Origin of the sequence: Isoptericola sp. NPDC060257 (assembly GCF_042726645.1) — a bacterium.
GTDB lineage: Bacteria > Actinomycetota > Actinomycetes > Actinomycetales > Cellulomonadaceae > Isoptericola > Isoptericola nanjingensis.
In genome coordinates, this window is sequence record NZ_JBHXAW010000304.1 from 1 (window position 1) to 5,229 (window position 5,229).

Annotated in this window: 4 protein-coding genes; all 4 read left to right on the plus strand. The window is 75.1% G+C overall.

The genetic code is table 11. The features are described 5' to 3' along the window. Positions 1-738, plus strand: a 738-nt coding sequence (locus ACFWEK_RS18690; protein ID WP_430555011.1) for a homoserine dehydrogenase, incomplete at its 5' end; no start/stop codon positions are given. Between the two features lies 1 nt (position 739). Then, a complete protein-coding gene (thrC, locus tag ACFWEK_RS18695; RefSeq protein WP_430555012.1) occupies positions 740-1,846 on the plus strand; it encodes a threonine synthase in 1,107 nt (368 codons plus the stop codon). Between the two features lie 50 nt (positions 1,847-1,896). Then, positions 1,897-2,847: a homoserine kinase gene (thrB, locus tag ACFWEK_RS18700; protein ID WP_430555013.1), complete on the plus strand. Its 951-nt coding sequence runs from the start codon at positions 1,897-1,899 to the stop codon at positions 2,845-2,847. 280 nt (positions 2,848-3,127) lie between these two features. Beyond that, on the plus strand, positions 3,128-5,131 hold the full coding sequence (gene rho, locus ACFWEK_RS18705; RefSeq protein WP_430555014.1) for a transcription termination factor Rho: 2,004 nt from the start codon (positions 3,128-3,130) through the stop codon (positions 5,129-5,131). Positions 5,132-5,229 lie beyond the last annotated feature (98 nt).

Here is a 5,229-nt window from a genome sequence, read left to right on the forward strand (position 1 = left end):
GAGGCCGACCCCACGGCCGACGTCGAGGGGCACGACGCCGCGGCGAAGGCCGCGATCCTCGCGTCGCTCGCGTTCCACACCCGGGTCTCGCTGGCGCAGGTCGCGTGCGAGGGCATCACCCGTGTGACCGCTGCCGACGTCGCCGCCGCGCAGCAGACCGGGCACGTCGTGAAGCTGCTGGCGATCGCGGAGCAGACCGCCGAAGGCGTGTCCGTGCGGGTGCACCCCGCGCTCGTGCCGGCCGCGCACCCGCTCGCCGCGGTGCGCGGCGCGTTCAACGCGGTCTTCGTCGAGGCCGACGACGCCGGCCCGCTCATGTTCTACGGGCAGGGCGCGGGCGGCCGCCCGACGTCGTCCGCCGTGCTCGGCGACCTCGTGTCGGCCGCGCGCGACCGGATGGTCGGCGGTCGCGGGCCGCGCGAGTCCGCGTACGCGTCGCTGCCGGTGCTGCCGCACGACGCCGCCGTCACGCGCTACCAGGTCCGCCTCGTCGTGGCGGACCGCCCCGGCGTCCTCGCGCAGGTGGCGCAGGTGCTCGCCGACCACGGCGTGTCGATCGACACCGTCCGCCAGGCGCCCGACGAGCCGTACGCCGTCGACGTCGCCGAGGGCACCGCCGCGCTGCTGCTCACCACGCACTCCGCCCGCGAGGCGTCGCTCGCCGCGACGGTCGCGGCCGTGCGCGGCCTCGAGCCGGTGCACGAGATCACGTCCGTCCTGCGAGTCGAGGGAGCCTGACATGCCGACGCCCCAGCCTGCCCACCAGTGGCGCGGTGTCATCACCGAGTACGCCGACCGGCTGCCCGCCCACGTGGCGGAGCGGATCGTGACGCTCGGCGAGGGCGGCACCCCGCTCGTGGCCGCCCCCGCGCTGTCGGACCGCACCGGCGCCGACGTCTACGTCAAGGTCGAGGGCATGAACCCGACCGGGTCGTTCAAGGACCGCGGCATGACGACGGCGATCTCCGCGGCCGCGGGCCGCGGCGCGAAGGCCGTCGTGTGCGCCTCGACCGGCAACACGTCCGCCTCGGCGGCGGCATACGCGACCCGTGCCGGCATGACGTGCGCCGTGCTCGTGCCGGACGGCAAGATCGCGATGGGCAAGCTCAGCCAGGCGATCGCGCACGGCGCCCGCCTGCTGCAGGTGGACGGCAACTTCGACGACTGCCTGATCGCGGCGCGCAAGCTCGCCGAGGTGTACCCGGTCGAGCTGGTGAACTCCGTGAACCCCGACCGCATCGAGGGGCAGAAGACGGCGGCGTTCGAGGTCGTCGACGCCCTGGGCGACGCCCCGGACATCCACTGCCTCCCGGTGGGCAACGCGGGCAACATCACCGCGTACTGGAAGGGCTACCGCGAGTACGCGGGCCTGGACGACGGCGCCGCGCACGGCGCGGTCGCGACCCGCACGCCGCAGATGTGGGGCTTCCAGGCCGCCGGCGCCGCGCCGATCGTCCTGGGGCACCCCGTCGACCAGCCGGAGACGATCGCCACCGCGATCCGCATCGGCAACCCGGCGTCGTGGGAGCAGGCGGAGGCCGCCCGCGACACGTCCGGCGGCGTGATCGAGTCGGTCACCGACGAGCAGATCCTCGCCGCGCACCGCGTCCTGTCCGCCGAGGTCGGCGTGTTCGTCGAGCCGGCCTCCGCGTCCGGCGTCGCGGGCCTGCTCGCCCGCGCCGAGCGCGGCCTGGTCCCCGCCGGGGCCCGGGTCGTCGTGACGGTCACCGGCCACGGGCTCAAGGACCCGCAGTGGGCGCTGCGCACGCCGGACGGCGGCGAGGTGACCCCGACGCGCGTGAGCGCCGACGTCGTCTCCATCGCCGACGCGCTCGGCCTCGGCTGAGCCCCTCCCGCCCGACACCGTTCCGACCGAGCCCCGAGAGGGAGACGCGCATGCAGCTCGGCGCCGACCACGTGCTGGTCCGTGTTCCCGCGACCAGCGCCAACCTGGGCCCGGGGTTCGACGCGATGGGCCTGGCCCTCGCGCTGTACGACGACCTGGAGGTCGAGCTCCTCGCGAGCGACGACGTCGTCATCGAGGTCGAGGGGCAGGGGGCGGGGGAGGTGCCGCTCGGCGACGACCATCTCGTCGTGCGCGCCCTGCGGCACACGCTCGAGCTCGCCGGGGCGCCCCGGACCGGCCTGCGGCTGCGGTGCGTCAACCGCATCCCGCACGCGCGGGGCCTGGGCTCGTCGTCGGCGGCCGTCGTGTCGGGCATCGTCGCGGCGCGTGCGCTCCTCGCCGACCCCCACGTCCTGGACGCGGCCGCGGTGCTGCGGATCGCGACGGAGTTCGAGGGCCACCCCGACAACGCGGCCCCCGCGATCCGGGGTGGCGCGACGCTGGCGTGGCGGTCGGGCGACGGCCCCCGCGCCGTGGACCTGGACGTCGACGACCGCATCGAGGCCACCGTCCTGGTGCCCGACGCCCGCCTGGCCACGAGCCGCGCCCGGGGCGTGCTCCCGGGGGAGGTGCCGCACGGCGACGCGGCGTTCACCGCCGGGCGCGCGGGGCTGCTCGTCGAGGCGCTGGCGCGGCGCCCGGAGCTGCTGCTCGACGCCACCGAGGACCGGCTGCACCAGGACTACCGCGCGAGCGTGATGGCGGGCTCGGCCGAGCTGCTGCGCGCCCTGCGCGCCGAGGGGCTCGCGGCCACCATCTCCGGGGCGGGGCCCACGGTCCTCGTGCTCACCGCGGGCGACGGCACGGACCGGCTCGACGCCGTGCTGGCCGACCTCGTCGACGACGTGGCGGGCTGGCGCGCGCTGCGCCCGGGGGTGGACCACGACGGCGCGGTGGCGCGCCGCGTGACGGCCGGCGCGTCGGCCTGGGGCCGGGTGTGAGGTGATATGATGCGGTGAGCCTTCGGGATCGACCGCGAGGGCACCCCCTCTCCACCGCACGGCGCGCCAGCGTGCCCGGTCAGAGCCAGGTGCCTCGGTGGTCGCGATGCGGTGCAGGACCGCCGCGCCAGTCCCGCGAGAGGGTGAAACACCAACCCCGCCAGCCGACGTCGTCGTACCACTGATGCGAGGTTCCACGCGTCTCGGCGCTCCCCGCGCCGGACGGCAACCACCCCGGCCCCGAGATCTGCGGGCCGCATACGAGGGGGAAGGGTCCTTCGTGACGAACACCACCGACAGCCGGAACGGCGCCGCCGCATCCGGGAACCTGAGCTCGATGCGTCTGGCCGAGCTCCAGGCGCTGGCCTCCGGCATGGGCGTCAAGGGCACGTCCCGGATGCGCAAGAGCGACCTGCAGGACGCGATCCGGGCCGCCCGCGGCCAGGGCGCGCGCACCGCCGGTGCCCCGGTCGCCGCGGCGACCGCCGTGGCGCCGACGGTCCGCAGCGACGCCCCGGCCCAGTCGCCGGCCGAGCAGGGCTCCGGGCAGGCCTCGGGCGACGCCCGCGCCCCGCGCGCCGACGGGGCCGAGGCCCCGCGCCGCTCGCGCCGGGCCACCCGCTCCGCCGGCTCGGCCGAGGGAGACGCCGCGCCGCAGCAGCGCGCGGCGGAGGCGCCCGCCGAGCAGCAGCCCGCCAGGGACGAGCAGCGCGGCGGCGAGCAGCGCGGCCAGCAGAACGACGCCGACCGCGAGGCGCGCCTCGCCCAGCTTGCGGAGGCCGTCGCGGCCCCGCGCGAGCGCGGCGGCCGCCGGTCCGGCAACGGGCAGAACGGCAACGGCCAGAACGCCGGCCAGGGGCAGGGCGAGGGCGACGGCCAGCGCTCGGGCCAGGGGCGCGGCAACGACGGCTCCGGCCAGCAGCAGCGCTCGGGCGCCCAGGGCGGCCAGCGTGACGAGCGCCCGCGACGGGACGACGACGACGAGCGCGGTTCGCGCCGTCGCCGGGGTCGCGACCGCGGCCGGGACCGCAAGCGCAACCGCGGCGGCCGTGCGGGCGGCCCGGACGTCGCCGGCCTGGACGACGTCGAGGTGCGCGAGGACGACGTGCTGCTGCCGGTCGCCGGCGTGCTCGACATCCTCGACAACTACGCCTTCGTGCGCACGAGCGGCTACCTGCCCGGGGCGGGTGACGTCTACGTCTCCCTCAACCAGGTGAAGAAGTCCGGCCTGCGCCGCGGCGACGCGATCGTCGGTGCCATCCGTCAGCCCCGCGAGGGCGAGGAGCCGCCGGCGGGCAAGAACGTCCGTAGCAAGTTCAACGCGCTCGTGCGGCTGGACTCCGTCAACGGCATGACGCCGGAGGAGGCGCGCCAGCGCCCCGAATTCACCAAGCTGACGCCGCTGTACCCGCAGGAGCGGCTGCGGCTGGAGAACCCGGAGGCCACCCGTCTCACGCCGCGCGTGATCGACATCGTCGCCCCGATCGGCAAGGGCCAGCGCGGCCTCATCGTCGCGCCGCCCAAGGCCGGCAAGACGATCATCATGCAGCAGATCGCCAACGCGATCACCGCGAACAACCCCGAGGTCCACCTCATGGTGGTGCTCGTGGACGAGCGGCCCGAAGAGGTCACCGACATGGAGCGGACGGTCAAGGGCGAGGTCATCGCCTCGACGTTCGACCGCCCCGCGTCGGACCACACGATCGTCGCGGAGCTCGCCATCGAGCGGGCCAAGCGCCTGGTCGAGCTGGGCCAGGACGTCGTCGTGCTGCTCGACTCGCTCACCCGCCTGTCGCGTGCCTACAACCTCGCGGCGCCGGCGTCGGGCCGCATCCTGTCCGGTGGTGTGGACGCCGCGGCGCTCTACCCGCCGAAGAAGTTCTTCGGCGCGGCGCGCAACATCGAGAACGGCGGCTCGCTGACCATCCTCGCCTCGGCGCTCGTGGAGACGGGCTCGAAGATGGACGAGGTGATCTTCGAGGAGTTCAAGGGCACCGGCAACATGGAGCTGCGCCTCTCCCGCAACCTCGCGGACAAGCGGATCTTCCCGGCGGTGGACGTCAACGCGTCCGGCACCCGGCGCGAGGAGATCCTCATGTCGAAGGACGAGCTGGGCATCGTCTACAAGCTGCGCCGCGTCATGGGCGCGCTCGACCAGCAGCAGGCGATCGAGCTGCTGCTCGGCCAGCTCAAGAAGACCAAGACCAACGTCGAGTTCCTGCTGCACGTGCAGAAGACGACGCCGGCCGGGCTCTCGGACGAGAACCCGGGCGAGACGATCTGATCGTCCCGGTGGGGCCGGCCCCCCGGCCCCGCCCCCCCCGGATTTGCGGGGGGCCAGTCTCGTATAAACAAATACGCGCCCACCAGACCCAGCAATAA

Excerpts from the sequence above, each read along its gene's own strand:
- thrC (WP_430555012.1), top strand. The coding sequence starts at position 740 with ATGCCGACGCCCCAGCCTGCCCACCAGTGGCGCGGTGTCATCACCGAG.
- thrB (WP_430555013.1), top strand. The coding sequence starts at position 1,897 with ATGCAGCTCGGCGCCGACCACGTGCTGGTCCGTGTTCCCGCGACCAGC.